Origin of the sequence: Rhodococcoides fascians A44A (assembly GCF_000760735.1) — a bacterium.
In the GTDB taxonomy this organism is placed as follows: domain Bacteria; phylum Actinomycetota; class Actinomycetes; order Mycobacteriales; family Mycobacteriaceae; genus Rhodococcoides; species Rhodococcoides fascians_E.
Map to the genome: position 1 here is coordinate 2,218,615 of NZ_JMEX01000008.1, position 17,127 is coordinate 2,235,741.

Sequence of the window (17,127 nt, forward strand, 5' to 3'; positions counted from 1 at the left end):
TCGAGGTTACTGTCGAAGTATGACCTTCGAGAGCACCTACGCCGATCGATTGGATGCGCTCGTGCTGCCGTGGCAGGGAGCCGAGGCGCCGAGTCCGCAGTTACTGGTGTTCAACGACGCCCTCGCCGGCGAGCTGAGAATTCCCGACGTCGGCGTCGACGTTCTGTCCGGCGCCACCGCTCCGGCCGGGTCCAACCCGGTGGCCATGGCCTACGCGGGTCACCAATTCGGTGGGTACGCACCGCTTCTCGGCGACGGTCGCGCACTGCTGCTCGGAGAAGTGCGCGTCGGCGACGGGCGGGTGGACGTTCATCTCAAAGGATCCGGCCCGACGCCGTTCTCCCGCGGAGGCGACGGATTCGCCGTCGTCGGCCCGATGCTGCGTGAGTACCTGATCAGCGAGGCCATGCACGCGTTGGCGATTCCCACGACGCGTTCGCTGGCCGTGACGGCCACCGGGCGGGATGTGTACCGAAACGGGCCGGAGCCGGGTGCGGTGCTGACGCGCATCGCGGCCAGCCACATTCGGGTGGGAACGTTCGAGTTCGCCGTTCGTCGCGACGGCCTCGTTCAACCGTTGGCGGACTACGCGATCGAGCGTCACTACCCGGCCGCGACGGGCGATTACCTGGCGTTCTTCGAGGCTGTGGTCGACGCGCAGGCATCGTTGGTGGCGAAGTGGATGCTCGCTGGGTTCGTGCACGGCGTCATGAACACCGACAACACCACCATCTCCGGCCAGACCATCGACTACGGGCCGTGCGCGTTCATCGACGGGTACGACCCGGCCGCCGTCTTCAGCTCCATCGATCAGGGCGGGCGGTACGCGTTCGGCAACCAGCCCGCGGTCCTGAAATGGAATCTCGCGCGATTCGGCGAAACGCTGCTGCGGCTGATCAGTGACGTTCCCGACGACGCCATCGCCCAGGTCACCGCAGTGCTGGAAAGCTTCGACACGCGGTACGACGGTTACTTCACGGCTGGAATGGCGTCGAAGCTCGGCCTGGCCTCGGCGGACAGAAGTCTGATCGACGACTTCCTGGCGGTCCTGCAGGCCGAGGGTGCGGACTGGACAGGGACGTTCCGAACGCTGGCGGACTCTTTGAGGGCAGGAGTGGAGCCGGCAGGAACGACCGTGGGGGCAGGAGTGGAGCCGGCAGCAACGACCGTGGGGGCAGGAGTGGAGCCGGCAGGAACGACCGTGGGGGCAGGGCCGGTCGTTCCCTCGTGGCTGGCGGGGTGGGAGTCGCGGTGGCGTTCGGCGCTGGTCGGCGATCCCGCGGCCGTGGCCGATGCGATGGATCGTGTGAACCCGGTGTACATCCCGCGAAACCATCTGGTCGACGCGGCCCTCGTGGCTGCGACGGGCGGGGACATGAGCCAGTTCTCGACGCTTCTCGATGTCGTCACTCACCCGTTCGAGGTTCGTCCCGAGTGGGCGGAGTTCGCGGGACCGGCGCCTGCGGTCTTCGCGAGTGGGTTCCAGACGTTCTGCGGAACTTGACACTCGTCGCCGCTTCTGTCTAGGTTTAGCCCACCTCGCGTGTGATCCAAGCCACCCGCGACTGGGTCATCCTTGGGGGTACGGTGAATCTGCGCGTCGTCACGGTCGTACTGTCTCTAGCAGCCGCGGTGCTGATTCCGGTGGCGACCGCGTCGGCCGATCCGGGATCGGACTTCTATTCTCCACCCGCAGAATTCGATTCGACGCCGGGCTCGCTCGTCCGGGCCGAGCCGCTCCCCCTCCTCGCGTCGTTCCCCGGCGCGGACGGCACGTGGCCCGGCAAGGCTCAACGCGTCATGTATTCCTCACGGCTGCAAGATGATTCGCCGGTCGCCGTCACCGGAACGTACATCGAGGCAAGTCAACCCTGGCGCGGCACCGGGGAGCGCCCCACGATCGTCGTGGCGCCCGGGACCGTCGGGCAGGGGGATCAGTGTGCACCGTCGAAGGCGTTCCAGACGGGACTGAACGCCACACTCGATCCGGTCTCGTTCTCGGCCAACCAGGAACAGCTCGCCGCGTCCGTCTGGATCGCCCGCGGTGCGCGGGTATTCGTCACCGACTACGTCGGTCTCGGCACGCCCGGTGTGCACACGTACGTCAACCGCATCGAAGAAGCGCACGCGGTGCTCGACGCAGCCCGCGTCGCGAACGTCCTGAGTGGTACCGGCTCGTCGACTCCGCTTGCGCTGTGGGGATATTCGCAAGGCGGTGGCGCCGTCGCCGCGGCCGCGGAGATGCAGCCGTCGTATGCACCGGAGCTGAACGTCAAGGGCACCTGGGCGGGTGCGCCTCCGGCGGACCTGCTGGCGACCCTCGGGCAGGTCGACGGAACACTCATCGGCGGTGTCATCGGATTCGCGGTCAACGGATTCGTCGCACGCAGGCCCGAACTGCTGGAACCCTTCAATGCGCGGCTCACCCCCGAAGGCAAAGCCGTCATGGCCGAGCTGAGCAACGCCTGCATCGGCGACGTCATCCTCCGCCACCCCTTCCTGCGGACCGAGACGTTCACCGCCGACCACCAGCCCCTGCTGGCCAACCTGCGCACGATTCCGGAAGCAGCGCCGATCTTCGACGAACAGCGCATCGGCACCCTGACGCCGACCACCCCCGTGCTGGTCACCAGCGGACGCAACGACGACACCGTCCCCTACGAGCAGGCCAGACAGGTCGCCGTCGACTGGTGCGACAACGGTGCCACCATAGACTTCGTCAGCAACGACCTGCCGCCGATCCTCCCCGGCGCCGTCCTGCCGAACCACTTCGGCCCGGACCTCATCGACGGCTACGGCACCGGACTGGCACTGAACTACATCACCGACCGGCTCAACGACGTACCCCTTGCCAGCGGTTGCCGCCTGGGCTGACAGCGTCACCCCCTCGCAGGACCGAACTCGTGGGACCGAACGCGTGGGACCGAACGTGACGTTCGGTCACTTCAAGTGACCGAACGCCACGTTCGGTACGGAAACCGCGCGATGAAATTTTGACTAATTCCAGAAAACACGAGATTTTTGGGTTGGATCTGGTTATCGTCGGTGTCATGACGACGGACCTGAGCAATGCGGATCGGCTACGTGCAGCCGGTCTACGGGTCACGCAGCCCCGCACTGTCGTCATGGACGTTGTGCACAGTCATCCGCATGTCGACACGGATACCGTGTTCACGCTGGCTCGTACAGTTTTGCCTGCGGTGTCCCGTCAGGCCATCTACGACGTTCTCGATGCGGTGACGGCTGTCGGCCTCATGCGTCGCATTCAACCGGCGGGTCATGTGGCCCGGTACGAGATGCGCGTCGGCGACAATCATCACCATGTCGTGTGTCGCAGTTGTGGTCTCATCGCCGACGCGGATTGTGCGCTCGGTGAGGCTCCGTGCCTGACGCCGTCCCACAGTCATGGTTTCGTCGTCGACGAGGCCGAGGTCACGTTCTGGGGCTTCTGTCCCGATTGCGCGACCAGATCTTGATCATCGCCAGGCGTTGATCACAGCCCGAAAAATGTAGCCCACCGGAAAGGACCACGCGTGACCTCCGACGCCCGCCCACCCCACTCCGACACGAAGACCGACAGCACCAGTGAGAGCGAAAACCCGGTTATCGAGTCGCCGAAGCCCAAGAGCGGGGCTCCGCTGACCAACAAGGACTGGTGGCCCAACCAGATCGACCTGTCGATCCTGCATGCGCATACGTCCAAGTCGACGCCGTTGGGTGAAAAGTTCGATTACAAGGCAGAATTCGCGAAGCTGGACGTCGACGAGTTGAAGGCCGACGTCACGGCTGTGCTCACCGATTCGAAGGATTGGTGGCCTGCGGATTACGGCAACTACGGTGGTCTGTTCATTCGCTTGAGCTGGCACGCGGCCGGTACGTACCGCGTGTTCGACGGCCGCGGTGGTGGCGGTCAGGGCGCGCAGCGTTTCGCACCGCTCAACAGCTGGCCGGACAATGCCAACCTGGACAAGGCTCGCCGCTTGCTGTGGCCGGTCAAGCAGAAGCACGGAAACAAGATCTCGTGGGCCGACCTGCTGGTGTTCGCCGGCAACGTCGCACTGGATGCCATGGGATTCAAGACGTTCGGCTTTGCGTTCGGCCGTGAGGACATCTGGGAGCCCGAGGAAGTTTTCTACGGTCCCGAGGACAGCTGGCTGGGTTCCGACAAGCGGTACACCGGTGAGCGTGAGCTCGCGAAGCCGCTCGGCGCGACCACGATGGGTCTGATCTACGTCAATCCCGAAGGGCCCGAGGGCGAGCCGGATCCGGTGAAGGCCGCGCACGACATCCGCGAGACGTTCGGCCGCATGGCCATGAACGACGAGGAGACGGCTGCGCTGATCGTCGGTGGTCACAGCTTCGGCAAGACGCACGGCGCTCGTCCCGCGGACAAGATCGGACCGGAGCCCGAGGGCGCACCGATCGAGCAGCAGGGTCTCGGCTGGAAGAACGGCCACGGCACCGGCAAGGGCGAGGATCAGGTCACCAGTGGTCTGGAGGTCGTGTGGACCAAGACGCCGACCAAGTGGGGCAACGGTTACCTCGAGAACCTGTACGGCTACGAGTGGGAACTGCAGAAGAGCCCTGCGGGCGCATGGCAGTTCGTGGCCAAGGACGGCGCGGGCGCCGGTGAGATCCCCGACCCCTTCGGTGGTCCCGGACGCGCACCGACCATGCTCGTCACCGACATCTCGCTGCGTGAGGATCCGATCTACGCCGAGATCACCCGACGCTGGCTGGATCACCCGGAGGAGCTGTCCGACGCCTTCGCGAAGGCCTGGTACAAGCTTCTGCACCGCGACCTCGGCCCCATCTCCCGCTACCTCGGTCCGTGGGTTCCCGAGGAGCAGCTGTGGCAGGATCCCGTTCCGGCGGCGACGTCCGAGCCGATCGACGACGCCGACATCGCCTCGCTCAAGTCGAAGATCCTCGACTCGGGACTGACGGTGCAGCAGCTCGTGTCGGTTGCATGGTCGTCGGCAAGCACGTTCCGCCACACGGACTTCCGTGGCGGCGCCAACGGCGCACGTGTTCGGCTCGAACCGCAGAAGAGCTGGGAGGCATCCGAGCCTGCCGTGCTCGCGGAGGTGCTGCCGAAGCTCGAGCAGATCCAGCACGATTTCAACGGTGCTGACGGACATCAGGTTTCGCTCGCGGACCTGATCGTTCTGGCCGGATCCGCGGCGATCGAGAAGGCTGCCAAGGACGCCGGGCACGAGGTGACGGTTCCGTTCACTCCGGGTCGCACCGACGCCTCGCAGGAGCAGACGGACGTCGAGTCGTTCGGATACCTCGAGCCCCGCGCCGACGGTTTCCGCAACTTCTACAAGAGCGACGAGGAGACGCCGGAGGAAGTTCTGTGGCTCGATCGCGCGTACCTGCTGAACCTGACCGCGCCCGAGGCGACGGTTCTGGTCGGCGGCCTGCGTGCACTGGGCGCCAACCACAGTGGCAGCAAGCACGGCGTGTTCACGGATCGTCCGGGTGCGTTGACCAACGACTTCTTCGTGAACCTGCTGGATTCGGACACCGAGTGGAGCAAGGCGGACGACGGGTCCTACGTCGGGAAGACGCGCAAGACCGGTGAGCAGAGGTGGACGGCCAGCGCCATCGATCTGAACTTCGGATCGCACTCGCAGCTGCGCGCCATCTCCGAGGTCTACGCCCAGGCGGACAACGGTAAGAAGTTCGTCGACGATTTCGTTGCGGCCTGGGTCAAGGTCGCGGACAACGATCGGTTCGACGTCCGCTAGTCCACGTCCGTGAGTGGAGATACGTCGAGGTGTCTCCACTCACGGCGTTTGGGTTCTTCCAGTCCGGGGATTCCACGCTGTGTGAACGCAATACGAGGACCGCTGTGCGCATCGCGGTGACCGGGGCGAGCGGGAACGTGGGCACCGCTGTTCTGCGGGCTCTCCGCGCTGCGTACCCGGATGCGCAGGTCGTCGGCTTGTCGCGACGGCGACCGCCTCAGGAACCGCCCTTCGACGGCGTCACCTGGGTTCAGGTCGATCTTGCATCCGAGGACTCCGAAACAATCCTGCTCGACGCTTTCAGTGGGGTCGACGCGGTGGTTCATCTCGCCATTGCATTCCAGCCCATGCGGGACCGTCGGTATCTTCGGCGAGTCAACGTCGACGGCACCGAGCGCGTGGCGCGGGCCTGTGAGGCTGCAGGCGTCGGACATTTGGTTCATCTGTCGTCCGGCGGTATCTACGCGCCCGGCGCCTACGGCGTCGAGGTCGACGAATCCTGGCCAAGAACAGGGGTCGAGGCGTCGACGTACAGCATGGACAAGGCCGCTGCCGAGGATGTTCTGGACGGTCTGTCCACTCGAATGCGTGTTGCTCGTCTTCGTCCCGGGCTGATCAGTCAGTATTCGTTCGGAAGTGCGTTGCTGCGTTACGCGCTCCCGGATCTCGTACCTTCCTCGATCGTGGACGTCGTTCCGTTCCTACCTATCGACCGATCCTTCGTCGTTCCCGCTGTGCACAGCGACGACGTCGCCGACGCGGTGGTCAGGGTTCTGCAGCGTCGCGCGTCGGGACCGTTCAATCTTGCTGCGCCGAAACCGGTTCGGGCCGATACGGTCGCGGATGCGTTCGGTGTTCGAATAGTTCCGACCCCGAAGAGGGTGCTGTCGACCGCCGTTCGAGTGGGTTTCACGGCGCATGTGCTGCCGATCCATCACGGGTGGGTTGAACTGGCTTTCGAGACACCGCTGTTGAACGCGGCGCGGGCTCGCAACGAATTAGGATGGCAGGCAAGCAAAGACGGCCCGGCGGTTCTGCGGGATACGGTGCGTGGAATGCAGGACCGAGCGTTCGGAGACAGTCCGCCGATGCGTAAGAGAACCATCTCGGACACGGCACGGTCGTTCGTCCGGCGCGGATTCGTGTCGCGAGGCCGACCGTCCTAGCCGACTCCCTCAGTTGCTTCTTTTCTCCGCAAGCAGGGCAAGGCGTCGTAATGCTTCGGAATTGCGCGGGTGCACCAACAGGTGCTGAACCGAATCAGGGACGATGCTTGCAGGCATCGTTAAGGCGTGCTCGATCATTTCGATTCTGCAGCCCGACGCCTGAGGATGAAGACGCAGCGTGATGTGGGCTTTTCCGAAGGGGAGTGCGCGGGCTTCGAGCTGTAATTCGCGTCCCTCGTGCATTCCGACAGACCGGGTCTCGTCGCTCAACACCGCCGGCCACACCCCGACGGAGTGGTGAATTCTCGATCCCTCGGCGGGCCATTTCTCGTCCACGGCGCGGATGCGGCTGGCTCCGACAACCCACGTGGCGTAGTTCCACCCGTCGGCGAGCACTTCCCACACGTCGTCGCAGCTGGCTGTGGTCTCACGTGAGGTGGGCATGCGGAACTTCCTTCGCTGGATAGATAGCGCCGTACTACCCACCGGGGATCCGTTTCACACTTCGTCGGGCACACGCCGTCGTAGCAGGCGTGAGGCAACGACGAGCGCCCCGACCATGGCGGTGACCAGGACCCCGTCGGACACGTCGAGAGCGAGTGCGATGGCGGTGAACAGCGTCGTCGCGCCGACGATGTCGAGCACGATCTTCGTCGGGAGTGCGTCGAGGAGAATCGACTCCTCGGGTTCAGTGCTGTTTTCGGCGTGCGCGGTGTGGTCGAGCGTCATCGGTGAAGGTCCCTTCTTGTCCGCGACACTTGTTCCCCATTTTCATCGGAATCAATCCTTCGCATTTCACGCGCCGGCGTACCGAACGGTCTCCACTGCGGTCATCTCGAATAACGATTTCTAACCCGATTCTGCTTTTCCATTCGCTATTGGATAGCCTTGAAGACAAATCCCTCGATACGAAAGGCCTCGCACCGTGGCGAAGCAGGTTATCTACGAATTGATCGATGACATCGATGGCACGTCGATCGACGAGGGCCAAGGGGAATCCATCGAATTCTCGCTCGACGGTGTCGACTACGTGATCGACCTGAAGAACAAGAACGCCAACGAGTTTCGCAAGAAGGTCGAATTCTACGTCGACTACGCCACTCGTGTCGGTGGGCGTAAGCGCAAGGCCGCACCGGCCGGTGCGGCACAGAGCGCGCCCGCTGTGTCCGCCCCGACCACCAAGCGTGATCCGGCACAGACTCGTGCGATCCGGCAGTGGGCCGCGGACAGCGGTTACGAAATCAACGACCGCGGCCGGATTCCAGCGGAAATCGTCGAGGCGTACGAAGCCGCCAACTGACAGCTGTTTTCATGTTCCCGTGACGTGAATCGGGTCGCGCACCGCCACTGTCATTGCCCGGTCGATTCCTGTTTCGGGTAGGAGACAGTGAATTCGAGATAGATCGTCGGCAGCGGGCTGAGAAAGTAGCGGGTACGTGCGTTGTGGGTTCTCCCGCGGTGCAGCCACGGTGTTCGACGGTCGTCGTCGGGGACGAAGGCGTAGTTGATGCGCCTCACACCTGAGTCGTTGGGGGCGAGGTCCTCGACGAAGTTCCTGAAACCCCGGTGCTCACAGGACCCACAGCGCAGTCATGGGCGGGAGGTGAAGGCGAGCGCCCCGCCCAGGCCGCAGAGCGCAATGCCCGCGGTGCCGTCGATGGCCATCCGGGCGCGCCTGCGTCGGAGAAGGCCCTGCAGGTGCACGGTGATGACGACGAAAAGCAGCCACCACAGTGCACCGAGGGCAATGTCCAACACTCCGAGCACGACGATCTGCAGGGTCACGCCCGCGGCCGGGTCGATGAACTGGGGCAGTACGGCAACGAAGAACAGGGCGGCTTTCGGGTTGAGAACGTTGGCGAGGAATGCCTGAGCCCAGATCCGCCCGGATCGGTCGGTGGTGTCCGGCGCGGGTCTGCCGCGTACGGCGTCGCGCAGGGATTGGACACCGAGGTACACGAGATACGCGGCCCCGAGGAGCTTGACGACGGTGAACGCCTGGGCGCTCGCGAGCAGTACCGCGGACAGCCCGAGCGCCGCCACGGTCAGGTGGACCATCAGCCCGCTCTGAACGCCCAACGCGGCGCGCAGACCGTCGGCTCGTGATCGCGACGAGTGTCTGAGCACCACGAACCAGTCGGGCCCTGGAATGACGTACGCCAGCGCCGCGGCGATCGCGAAACCCCACAACATGTGTGTGTTCACGTCTTCACCGTAGCGACGATCGCCCCGTGTGGTCGACAGCCGACGCCCGTTCGGGTGTGCGTTTCGACGACATCGAACGCTCCCAGCCGGTCCGTCAGCGCAGGTACGGGCCACCGATAGGCCGTCGTGACCGCGTGATCGAACGGGCCCAGTTCGGGCGCTTCGAAGAACCCGATCAGCAGGCTTCCACCTGGTCCCAGTACCCGGGCGAACTCCTGGAGCGGCGCGGAGATCTCGTCCGGTGTGTGGTGGATGAGGGAGTACCAGGCCAGGATCCCGCCGACGGGCCCCTGCAGTTTCTCGGCGACCCCGACGTCGAACTTTCGCCCTGGATATCTGCGAGACGCATGTTCGACGAATTCGGGCGTCGGATCGATCCCCCGAACATCGTGGCCGAGGGACGCGAGATGGTCCGTCCAGTGGCCAGGGCCGCAGCCGACGTCGACGATGGGTCCCGACACCGACGTCGCCCACTCGGTGACCAACTGCCGATCCGACGGGTGCACCGCGCCCATCGAGTCCAGCAGGCGTACGTATTCGGCGACACGATCGGAGTAGGCGGTCACCGAGCAACGGTAGCCTTTCCGTCATACGGAGGTGGCCGGCGGCGCCCCGGTACCCAGCTCCGTGCCACTCCGGTACTCAGCGTCGCTCGACGGGGATCCAGAGCTCGCCGGTTCCCGAAGTCCAGTCGGCGCTCTTCTCGGTGACGGTCAGCAGTTCCGGCCCCGGGACCACTTGGTAGGGGTTGGAAGGGAACCATTCGCCGAACGCGTCGGCCCAGAGTTGTTGCAGTGCAGACTGAAAGTTCTCCGACGCCTGCGCCTCGAACACCACCCACTTCGACGGCGCCACCGGGAGCGAGTCCCACTCCGGATGGTGCGTCGTCGACGCCACCGCGAAGTAGTAATCGAACAGGCTCCCGTCTTCTCGCTCCGGCTCGAATCCGTCACTGACGAAGAGGATCTCGGGTAACTCCGGGACGTCGGCGACCGTTGTGAGCGCCTGCCCGGTTCCGGGTTCAAGGCTCTGGTGGAACTCCGTCATCGCGGTGTTCTCGCCTTGATACTTCAAGGGGATTCGCGTTTTTCTACCGACGATGTGGAACTCCGGCAGGTCGACTATTCGGTATCGCATGGTGCTCCGTCCTTCGATGGTCAGGTGAAATGTCACCGCTTGCTGCGAACGAAGGACTGCACCCGGCCTGCGTGCCGCCGATGGCGTCAGGCCGTTCATCTGGCGGAACGCCCGAGTGAAGGCGTCCGACGACGAGTATCCGTACTTGGAGGCGACGTCGAGAACCCCGACGCCGTCGAGAATCTCCGCCGTTGCCAACGTCATTCGACGCGCTCGGATGTAGTGCGACAGCGACATGCCTGCCAGCGCCGAGAAGACGCGTCGGAAGTGGTACTCCGAGGTGAGCGTGATCCGCGCGAGTTCCGTCGCGTCGATCTCACCCGCCAAGTTGTCCTCGATGTAGCCGAGGGCATCGTTCCACCGACCCAGCATGCCGTCCCTGCCTTCCTTCGTTCTGACCGAAACGATAGGAGCGCACCCGGCGCGGATTCTCGACTTTCCGTGCCGCGAACTGTCGGTGATGCTACCAATGCCAGGCGTCACCGCCGACGTTCTCGACGGTCTGCTGCAGCACGCGAATGGTCGTCGCGAAGTCCTCCGGGCTGATCCCCTGCATCCGTTCGGCGTGCAGGTCGCGTTGGACGTCCGCGGCGTCGCGGAACTTCTCGGCGCCCGCGTCGGTGAACGTCAGCCTGGAGTCTGTTTGCGTCACCCACCCCTTGTGCGTTGCGGAGTCGATGGCGTCGACGATCGCCTGCGGGGTGTCGTTGTGGCCGATCAGCTCGATGGTCGCATCACGATCGACGCCTCCCGGGTGCAGCGAAAGTTGGTGAAGAAGCCACCATTCGGGTTGTGCCACATCGATGTCGCGGAGCGCGCCCTGGGTCCGGGTGCGGATCGCTTCACCTGCGCGGACGGTCCAGAATCCTATGGGTTGCTTTTCCGGCGGTTGCATGTCTCGTGTCGTGTTCATGTACTCGACGGTAGAAGCTCGAGTGCACTCGAGGTCAAACGCTGCGTCAGGATGCATACTCGTGAGATGGCAGACGAGTTCACGTGGTCGCAGTTCTCGTCGATCGTGCTGATCTTCGTCGGTGTGCCGACCGTGATCGGCGGATGCGCGGCATGGTCAGCGCTGTGGTCGGAGAGGGCACGGTTCGCCGGGCAGACGGGTAGCGGACGAGTGGGAGTGTGGGGCACCGGTTCGATTGCGTTCGTCGGTGGGTTCGTGGCGTGCGCCGGATGGCTGAGCTGGTCGGCCGACTACAGGGGAGAGGTCCGAGGGCCCGGATTGCCCGCGCCGAACCAGTTTCCGACGTGGCAGGTAGTAGCCTGCGGCGCAACGGTTGTCGGAGTGTGTTTCGGCGCAGCACGGCTGTCCAGGTGGGTCCGTGCCGGCGGGTTGGCCGCTGCACTGGGCACCGCAGGGGGATTCACGACTGCATTTGCGGTCAGCGCGAGCACCGATTCGACAGGGCAGGCGGGCGTGGGAGTGTTGCTGTCCCAGGTCGGCTGGCTTGCGGCGCTGGTGGTTCTGATGCTGGTTCGCGCGAAGATACTGACGCGCAATTCACGTACGCACCAAGGACCTACGCGTCGCACCGGTACCAGTGGGTGCGACGCGTAGGTCGGGTCCGTGAACCGCGCGTGGGGATTCGTAGCCCGAGTCAGCAGCTGACGTCGTCGTTCGGCATGACTCCGTCGACCAGGTAGTCGGTGATGACGTCCTGGGCGCACTGGTTCTGCCCGAGAGCGTAGACGCCGTGACCGCTTCCGTCGGCGGTGAGGAGTCGCGAGCGGTCGCCGAACATCTCGTTGATTCGTTCGCCGTTGGCGAGCGGTGTCACCGGGTCGCGTCGGTGCTGTGCGACGAGGATGTTCGTCGGGCCGTCGGCCTCCACGGGCACGGGTGGTTCGGTGTGCTCGAGCTGCCAGTACGCACACGGCATGATGTTCGCGGCTGCGGCGCCGAACAGCGGGTTCTTCTCGCGGTCTTCTTCGATCGCCTGCTTGTAGACCTCCGGGTCACGGGGCCATTCGACGTCGTTGCAGGTGACCGCCAGGAAGACCGACCAGGTGTTGTCGAATGCGGACGCTCCGTGTCCGACGGGTGGGCCCTCGGAGGGGAGTGTGTCCAGCGCTGCCCTCCATGTCTGTGCCGTCGCGTCGTACGAAGCCGGGTTGTACAGCGCCACGAACATTCCGAGCCGGAAGCTGCGGCCGTCGAGTCCCTCGACCGGTTCGCGATCCAGCTTGTCGGCGATGGTGAAGTACGTCTGCCGTACTTCCTCCGGCGTACTGCCCAATCGGTACTGCTCGTTGCGCCCCGCCGCCCACTTCGCGAAATCGGGGAAGGTGTCCTCCATGCCTTCGGAGTAACTACGCATACCGTCGCGGTCGAGGTGTGTGTCACCGATGTTGCTGTCCAACACTATTCGGTCGGTCTTGTCCGGGAACAACGATGCGTACGCACCTCCGAGTGCGGATCCGTAGGAGTACCCGAGAAAATTGCCCTTCTCGTCTCCGAGTGCTTGACGGATGCTGTCGAGGTCGCGTGCCATGTTGGCCGTCGTCACGTGCTTCATGCGGCCGTCGTCGCCCTCGGCGCACTTCTCCGCGACGCGCCTGGCTACGGTGTTCTGCTCGTCGAATGCGCTGTCGTCGTAGGCATACGGTGGAACAGCTCCGCGGTACTGGATGTCGTCGGTGATTCCGCAGTTGATGGGCGACGAGTGTCCGATTCCGCGTGTGTCGATGCCGATGAGGTCGTAAGTGTCCAGTGTCTCCTGCGGTATGCCGCGTTCGACGAGGAACGTGGGTTGGTCCAGTCCGGTGCCGCCGGGGCCGCCGGGATTGAGCATGAGCGAGCCGCGCCGCTCGTCGGGGTTCGTCGACGCGAGCTTGGAGATGGTGAGGTCGATTCGTTCGCCGTCCGGGTCGTCGTAGTCCAGAGGTACCGGCACTGTGGCGCACTGCAATCCGGTGTTGTCGACGTCTTCGGGGCAGGCAGTCCACGTGATCGGTTGGTTGTGTGCGGTCCAGTCGTATGCGGCCGAGGCGGGAGGTGGGTGCGCGTCCGTGTCCGGGGTGGAGGATGCCGAACAACCGGCGATCACCGTTCCGGACACCGCGAGGATCAATGCTGGGCGAATCACTTTCATGGTGTTTCCTTTCGGTTCAGTTGGCCGCTGCGTCGAGCAGCCAGTGGTAGCGCAGGCGAAGGCCTCGCTCGATGCTGGCGACGGCGGTGGCAAGGGTGAGCGTGATGTTCAGCCACACCGGCAAGCTGACGGGTGAGGTGAAGACTCCGAGGGAATCGGCGATGGGCGGCGCCTTCGACAACGCGTCAGCGAGCTGCAGAAGCAGCAGCACGACACCGACGATCAGCATCGTTGCCGATACCGCCCCGATGGCGCGGCTGGCGATCGGGTGGTGGCGGTCGAGGCGCGCCCGACGCCCCTCTGCCGACGCGGGGTCCGGCACGAGCTGATGCTCGGTACCGTCGTCGGCGATGAAGTGGCAGCGTTTGAGGCCGAAGCCGCTCATCGCGACGTCGATGATGCCGCCGTCGACGGTGAACGCCGCAGGTAGTTTCGATTCTGCGAGGTGGCGCCCGTCCCGGTAGAGCTCTGCCTTGACGTCTCCCGAGCTCTGGTTCTGCCAGTGCCTGACGTCGATCGCGTACTCCGTGTTCTCGCGCTTCAGGTAGAAGAGCGCGCGGCCGGGCAGTTGCCACCAGCGAAATCGCTGTAGTGCGCGTCCGTCGCCCACTCGCACCCGGCGGGTGGCCCTGTGCTGTTTCCATTCGTCGAACACTGCTCTTCCTTTCCTGGTAGAAGCACTAGCACGCTGTACTGTCGTAAGCGATGAGCCGACACTAGCACACTGTGCTAGCACGGCGTGCTAGTCAAGTGGAAAGAGGGACACGATGGCAGAGGTGCTCGATACGCGAGCGAAGATCATCATCGCGGCGTGCGAGATGATCGGCGAGGATCAGGCGTCGACGCTGAGCGTGCGCTCGGTGGCCGCGCGCGCCGGAGTGAGCATGGGGTCGCTGCGGCACCACTTCCCGACGCAGCGCGCGCTGCGCGATGCTGTTCTCGAGACCATCTACGACGTGGTGACGACGGACGACCAGGTCATTCACGACGAGACGGTGCCGGCGCGGGACCGTCTGGTGCAGTGCCTGCGTCTGATTCTGAGCCCGCTCGTCGGCGACAAGGCACGGGAGGCGTGGTTGAACTTCATGGCATCGTTCGTGGAACCCGAACCCACCGACCGGCTTCGCGCCTCGTACGCGGCGATCACCGACGAGGGCAGGCGCAGGGTCGAACACTGGCTGGGCGTCCTGGACAAGGAGGGAGCCCGCGCCGACGGCGACCTGGGTCAGCAGGCAACGTTCCTCAACACCGTCGTCACCGGCCTGTCGCTGGATCGGGCGATGCCCATCGACCACTCGGTTCTGCACACCGAAACCGCCACACTGTATTTCGCGGTGGACGCGGTGCTGACGCCCGCCTCCGGCGGGTGAGTCAGCCGGGGAGAGTTCCCCCGAACCAGGTGGTCAGTGCGGCGGACAATCCGTCGTCGGTGCCCTCTCCCGCCCAGGCGACGTAACCGTCCGGCCGCACGAGTACGGCTGTCGGCGCCGGAATTTCGCCGATCACGGGCAGTTCCCATGGCCCGTCGCATCGCGCGCGCACTCCGTTCACCGACGGCCCGGAGAATTCGAGCAGTACCGGCGCGGCAGAGTGCAGCAATTCGAACACCCTGGTCGGCCCGGTATCGGTGACGAGGTCCAGGTCCGGCATGCGCCGCCCCAGAAGCGGATGTCCGACGCCCATCTCGTAGGTCACGTCGAGCCCGGAGATCAACGCTGCCATACGATTTCCCGCATCGCCGACGACTATCTCGTCGAGCAGATCCTTCATTGCCTCTTGCCGTGGGTCGGCTTTCTGGAAGAGCGATTGCGCCATCGTGTATTTCAATGCTCGTGCGCCGGCGGGGTGCCGTTCGGAATGGTAGGTGTCCAGCAGTGCGTCGCTGCTGATGCCTCGCACTACCTGCGCCAGCTTCCACCCGAGATTCACGGCGTCCTGCAGTCCGAGACCGATGCCCTGGCCTCCCGTCGGCGAGTGCACGTGTGCGGCATCGCCGGCGAGCAGGATTCGACCTTTCCGGTACGACGCCGCCTGGCGCGTGGCGTCGGTGAATCGGGACAGCCAGGTGGGTGAGTGAACGCCGAAATCGGTGCCGAACACCTCCACGAGACCGCGCCGGAGATCGTCGAGCGAGGGCTCGGTGCCTCGTTGTAGCTCCTTCTCGGTCAGTACCACTCTCACCGTGCCGTCGCCCATGGCGTGCAGGCCGTGAACACCGCGTTCGTCGATTTTCCCGGCAGTGGGAAGTTCTTCGGTGACGGATACGTCGGCGATCAGGCTGCTGCGGGTGGCGTCGGGTCCGACGAAGTCGATTCCGGACTCCCGACGTACGACGCTCCGGCCGCCATCGGCGCCGACGACGTACTGCGCGTCCAGTCTCTCGCCTGAATCGAGAACGACTGCAGCGTTGTCGACGGCTGAACAGTCGACCGAGGTGACCTCGCTGGTACGTCTGATGGTCACGCCGAGTTCGAGGGCGTGTTCCAGCAGTAAACGCTCGATGTGATTCTGGAACAGCGCAAGGGTGTACGGGTGGCGGGTGGGTAGCTGTCCGATGTCCAGCCGCGTGCCGGCGAACGACGCCACCTGTGCGGTAGTGCCCTCGTCGAGAAACCGTTGGGCTATCCCTCGCTGATCGAGTAGTTCGATTGTGCGGGAGTGTATTCCGCCGCCTCGGGAACCCACGAGGTCCTGGGACGAGCGTCGATCCAGGAGAAGGGCGTCCACCCCGGCCGATTTCAGTTCGGCGGCGAGCATCAACCCCGTCGGACCGCTGCCGACGATCACCACGTCATACACGACGACCTCGCTTTCGGGAGGGTACGAGTAGCGGGACGAGTCGAACGTACGCCACCATGCCGACCAACTCCACCAACGTCTGCGTCACCACGACCACCGCGGCTACCGACAGAGAATCCGGCAGAGCGAGCGCCAACGGCAGCACGACGAGCGAGTTACGGGTAGCGCCGGAGAAGACCAGCGCACGCGTCGCCGGTACGTCCTGACGGGCGATCCGTCCCGCGGCCAGACCGACGAAAGCCATGACCACGAGAAACGCGATGAATACGGCTACCGCGGAGGCCAGTTCCGTTCCGCGGCCACGAACGGAATCGATCTGCGACGCGACCACCACTAGCAGGGTGGCCATCATCAACGGAACCATCGCTGCCGCCGCGACGTCCATGATTCTCCGGCCGATCGTGTGCCGGCGCGCCACCGCCTGTGTCACAGCCGCCGATCCGAGAGGAACGACGACGAGGAGGAAGAATGCCTCGGCGAACGGCGTCACATCGATGGCGGACACCACATCGGAGCCGACGAACATCCACAGATACAGTGGCAGAAAAGCGATTTGAAGAAGCATCAACAGCGGAGCCGCGGCAAGCAGACGCTGTGACGCGGCTCCCGCCAGTCCGCTGAACACGATGACGTAGTCGATGCAGGGCGCCAGCAGCACCAGCAGAATCCCGACGAGAACCGCCTCGTTGCCGGACACGGGCCGCGTCAGAGCGAACACCACGATCGGCACCGCCACGAAGTTCAAGAGCACCGCGGCGGCGAGAAACCGAGTGTCCTTCAGCGCCTTTCCGATCGAGGCGAACGGGACTGCGAGGAACGTCGCGTACAACAGCACGATCAGGACCGGGTTGATGGCGTGTTCGAACACCGGCGCCGACTCCGGTGACGCCGACCCCACCACGGCTCCGACCGTCAAAGCAGCCAGATACAAGGGAATCTGGTGCCTCTCGAGCCAGGTGTGCATAC

The 17,127-nt window shown here is 64.7% G+C and carries 19 protein-coding genes; 8 read left to right on the top strand and 11 right to left on the bottom strand.

Features of this window, described 5'->3' with window-relative positions:
- The first annotated feature begins 19 nt into the window (after positions 1-19).
- From BH95_RS22745 to BH95_RS22765, 5 genes are all read left to right on the top strand, one after another.
- Positions 20-1,504, top strand: a complete 1,485-nt coding sequence (locus BH95_RS22745; RefSeq protein WP_037184246.1) for a protein adenylyltransferase SelO — start codon at positions 20-22, stop codon at positions 1,502-1,504.
- 83 nt (positions 1,505-1,587) lie between these two features.
- The gene (locus BH95_RS22750) at positions 1,588-2,874 is read left to right on the top strand and encodes a lipase family protein (RefSeq protein ID WP_037185432.1); all 1,287 of its coding nucleotides are present in this window, start codon (positions 1,588-1,590) and stop codon (positions 2,872-2,874) included.
- A gap of 176 nt (positions 2,875-3,050) precedes the next feature.
- Positions 3,051-3,476: a Fur family transcriptional regulator gene (locus BH95_RS22755; RefSeq protein WP_026347871.1), complete on the top strand. Its 426-nt coding sequence runs from the start codon at positions 3,051-3,053 to the stop codon at positions 3,474-3,476.
- Positions 3,477-3,533: 57 nt separating this feature from the next.
- Positions 3,534-5,753: a catalase/peroxidase HPI gene (katG, locus tag BH95_RS22760; protein ID WP_037184249.1), complete on the top strand. Its 2,220-nt coding sequence runs from the start codon at positions 3,534-3,536 to the stop codon at positions 5,751-5,753.
- A 104-nt stretch (positions 5,754-5,857) separates the two neighbouring features.
- The gene (locus tag BH95_RS22765; RefSeq protein WP_037184252.1) at positions 5,858-6,919 is read left to right on the top strand and encodes an NAD-dependent epimerase/dehydratase family protein; all 1,062 of its coding nucleotides are present in this window, start codon (positions 5,858-5,860) and stop codon (positions 6,917-6,919) included.
- Positions 6,920-6,928: 9 nt separating this feature from the next.
- Here BH95_RS22765 and BH95_RS22770 read toward each other — a convergent pair whose 3' ends face one another.
- Positions 6,929-7,363, bottom strand: coding sequence for an SRPBCC family protein (locus BH95_RS22770; protein WP_037184255.1), 435 nt, complete (start codon positions 7,361-7,363; stop codon positions 6,929-6,931).
- 54 nt (positions 7,364-7,417) lie between these two features.
- The gene (locus BH95_RS22775) at positions 7,418-7,648 is read right to left on the bottom strand and encodes a hypothetical protein (RefSeq protein WP_019665669.1); all 231 of its coding nucleotides are present in this window, start codon (positions 7,646-7,648) and stop codon (positions 7,418-7,420) included.
- A gap of 196 nt (positions 7,649-7,844) precedes the next feature.
- Here BH95_RS22775 and BH95_RS22780 point away from each other — a divergent pair, with 196 nt between their 5' ends.
- Positions 7,845-8,219: a histone-like nucleoid-structuring protein Lsr2 gene (locus BH95_RS22780; RefSeq protein ID WP_020110549.1), complete on the top strand. Its 375-nt coding sequence runs from the start codon at positions 7,845-7,847 to the stop codon at positions 8,217-8,219.
- 50 nt (positions 8,220-8,269) lie between these two features.
- On the opposite strand, the gene BH95_RS29135 is transcribed toward BH95_RS22780, so the two are convergent.
- The 5 genes from BH95_RS29135 to BH95_RS22800 form a co-directional block, all read right to left on the bottom strand.
- The gene (locus BH95_RS29135; RefSeq protein ID WP_019665671.1) at positions 8,270-8,437 is read right to left on the bottom strand and encodes a hypothetical protein; all 168 of its coding nucleotides are present in this window, start codon (positions 8,435-8,437) and stop codon (positions 8,270-8,272) included.
- 72 nt (positions 8,438-8,509) lie between these two features.
- Entirely contained in the window at positions 8,510-9,124 is a 615-nt protein-coding gene (locus BH95_RS22785; RefSeq protein WP_033188921.1) for a LysE family translocator, read from the bottom strand.
- Positions 9,121-9,690, bottom strand: coding sequence for a class I SAM-dependent methyltransferase (locus BH95_RS22790; RefSeq protein WP_020110551.1), 570 nt, complete (start codon positions 9,688-9,690; stop codon positions 9,121-9,123). Before BH95_RS22790 ends, BH95_RS22785 begins: the two co-directional genes overlap by 4 nt.
- Before the next feature lie 76 nt (positions 9,691-9,766).
- Positions 9,767-10,633: an AraC family transcriptional regulator gene (locus BH95_RS22795; protein WP_019665674.1), complete on the bottom strand. Its 867-nt coding sequence runs from the start codon at positions 10,631-10,633 to the stop codon at positions 9,767-9,769.
- Positions 10,634-10,724: 91 nt separating this feature from the next.
- Positions 10,725-11,174 carry a MarR family winged helix-turn-helix transcriptional regulator gene (locus BH95_RS22800; protein WP_019665675.1) on the bottom strand — a complete coding sequence of 150 codons (450 nt, stop codon included), beginning with the start codon at positions 11,172-11,174 and terminating at the stop codon, positions 10,725-10,727.
- Positions 11,175-11,240: 66 nt separating this feature from the next.
- On the opposite strand from BH95_RS22800, the gene BH95_RS22805 reads away from it, so the two are divergent.
- Positions 11,241-11,828, top strand: a complete 588-nt coding sequence (locus BH95_RS22805) for a hypothetical protein (RefSeq protein ID WP_037158764.1) — start codon at positions 11,241-11,243, stop codon at positions 11,826-11,828.
- 40 nt (positions 11,829-11,868) lie between these two features.
- On the opposite strand, the gene BH95_RS22810 is transcribed toward BH95_RS22805, so the two are convergent.
- Together BH95_RS22810 and BH95_RS22815 are read right to left on the bottom strand one after the other, a co-directional pair.
- On the bottom strand, positions 11,869-13,362 hold the full coding sequence (locus tag BH95_RS22810) for an alpha/beta hydrolase (protein ID WP_037184257.1): 1,494 nt from the start codon (positions 13,360-13,362) through the stop codon (positions 11,869-11,871).
- A 16-nt stretch (positions 13,363-13,378) separates the two neighbouring features.
- On the bottom strand, positions 13,379-14,017 hold the full coding sequence (locus BH95_RS22815; protein WP_037184260.1) for a hypothetical protein: 639 nt from the start codon (positions 14,015-14,017) through the stop codon (positions 13,379-13,381).
- 112 nt (positions 14,018-14,129) lie between these two features.
- Here BH95_RS22815 and BH95_RS22820 point away from each other — a divergent pair, with 112 nt between their 5' ends.
- Positions 14,130-14,732 carry a TetR/AcrR family transcriptional regulator gene (locus BH95_RS22820; protein WP_037184262.1) on the top strand — a complete coding sequence of 201 codons (603 nt, stop codon included), beginning with the start codon at positions 14,130-14,132 and terminating at the stop codon, positions 14,730-14,732.
- A 1-nt stretch (position 14,733) separates the two neighbouring features.
- On the opposite strand, the gene BH95_RS22825 is transcribed toward BH95_RS22820, so the two are convergent.
- Both BH95_RS22825 and BH95_RS22830 read right to left on the bottom strand, forming a co-directional pair.
- A complete protein-coding gene (locus BH95_RS22825) occupies positions 14,734-16,161 on the bottom strand; it encodes an FAD-dependent monooxygenase (RefSeq protein WP_037184265.1) in 1,428 nt (475 codons plus the stop codon).
- Positions 16,154-17,125, bottom strand: coding sequence for an arsenic resistance protein (locus BH95_RS22830; protein ID WP_020110558.1), 972 nt, complete (start codon positions 17,123-17,125; stop codon positions 16,154-16,156). The genes BH95_RS22825 and BH95_RS22830 overlap by 8 nt, the downstream gene beginning before the upstream one ends.
- Positions 17,126-17,127 lie beyond the last annotated feature (2 nt).